Annotated in this window: 2 protein-coding genes; one reads left to right on the forward strand and one right to left on the reverse strand. The window is 35.7% G+C overall.

What is annotated here, in order from left to right; genetic code table 11:
* Positions 1 to 483 precede the first annotated feature (483 nt).
* The gene (locus tag O9290_RS20685) at positions 484 to 1,062 is read left to right on the forward strand and encodes a transposase (protein WP_002761735.1); all 579 of its coding nucleotides are present in this window, start codon (positions 484 to 486) and stop codon (positions 1,060 to 1,062) included.
* Here O9290_RS20685 and O9290_RS20690 read toward each other — a convergent pair.
* Positions 1,026 to 1,184 (reverse strand): hypothetical protein, encoded by a 159-nt coding sequence (locus tag O9290_RS20690; RefSeq protein WP_288035952.1) that lies wholly within the window; start codon positions 1,182 to 1,184, stop codon positions 1,026 to 1,028. The two genes, O9290_RS20685 and O9290_RS20690, sit on opposite strands and share 37 nt — an antisense overlap.
* Positions 1,185 to 1,259: the final 75 nt, after the last annotated feature.

Genomic DNA, 1,259 nt, shown 5'->3' on the forward strand with positions numbered 1-1,259 from the left:
GATAATTCCGTAGGGATAATTCCGTAGGGATAATTCCGTAGGGATAATTCCGTAGGGATAATTCATGAATTATCCCTACTCAGGAATGCTTTGTTTAATGCTTGTCGGGGAGAGAAATTTTCCGTGTTCATACCTTTATCCCTATTCCTACCCATCCCGGTTTTGGAGTCTATTTTTTTCTCTCTTATCTTCCCTCAAAAACCCTATATATATGGGCGCACGTATTCCCATTATACATAAAGTCTAAAGCAAGTCTCGCCATTTGTCAAGGGTTTTCAGAAAATCTCCCCACTTCCCAAGATGTGAGGGAAATTGCCAGTAAGTTTGCAGGGGTAGAAAGGTTAAAGGAAGCGGTCGCAACGCGCTCGCTACGCGAGACCGAGCAGTTACAATTATTGTTATCTTCAGCTTAATCTTATTTTACTAAATAGCCAAAAACTAAAATAAGATTCCTATTTATTGTCCTGACAAGGAGATGAATAAATGAATAACTTTTCTGATAAACCCCATCGTCGTTCCTTAAGATTATCTCACTATGATTATTCTCAATCGGCTGCATATTTTGTGACAATCTGTATTAAAAATAGTGAAAATTTATTAGGGGACATACAAGATAACGTCATGAATCTTAATCAATTTGGTCAAGTTGTTAAGGATATTTGGCATAGTTTAGATACTCGTTATAAAGAAGTTATTTTAGATGAATTTGTGATTATGCCTAATCATATTCACGGAATAATATTTATTGATAACCCATTAGAGATAATTCATGAATTATCTCTACCAGAGGAAAGGCGAAAAATGTTGTTACCTAAAGTGGTTGGTTATTTTAAAATGAATAGTGCTAAACTGATTAATCAATTGCAGAGTACTCAAGGTCAATCGGTTTGGCAAAAGAATTATTATGAACATATTATCCGTGATGAGGTTTCCTTAACGAAAATTAGAGAATATATTGTTAATAATCCTTTAAAATGGCATCAAGATATCGAAAATCAGCAAGTCAAACCTAGTCAGGAGGAAGTTCAGTTTTGGCAAAGCTTCGGTAGAAAGGATTTATAATCACTGTAACAACAATTCCTATCGTAGGGATAATTCCGTAGGGATAATTCCGTAGGGATAATTCCGTAGGGATAATTCCGTAGGGATAATTCCGTAGGGATAATTCCGTAGGGATAATTCATGAATTATCCCTACTCAGGAATGCTTTGTTTAATGCTTGTCGGGGAGAGAAATTTTCCGTGTTCATACCTTTATCC

Origin of the sequence: Microcystis sp. LE19-41.2A, from assembly GCF_027530405.1 — a bacterium.
Lineage (GTDB): Bacteria > Cyanobacteriota > Cyanobacteriia > Cyanobacteriales > Microcystaceae > Microcystis > Microcystis aeruginosa.

What these genes read in the sequence shown, in the direction of transcription:
- O9290_RS20690 (WP_288035952.1), bottom strand. Translation starts at nt 1,184, where the DNA reads ATGAATTATCCCTACGGAATTATCCCTACGGAATTATCCCTACGGAAT.
- O9290_RS20685 (WP_002761735.1), top strand. Translation starts at nt 484, where the DNA reads ATGAATAACTTTTCTGATAAACCCCATCGTCGTTCCTTAAGATTATCT.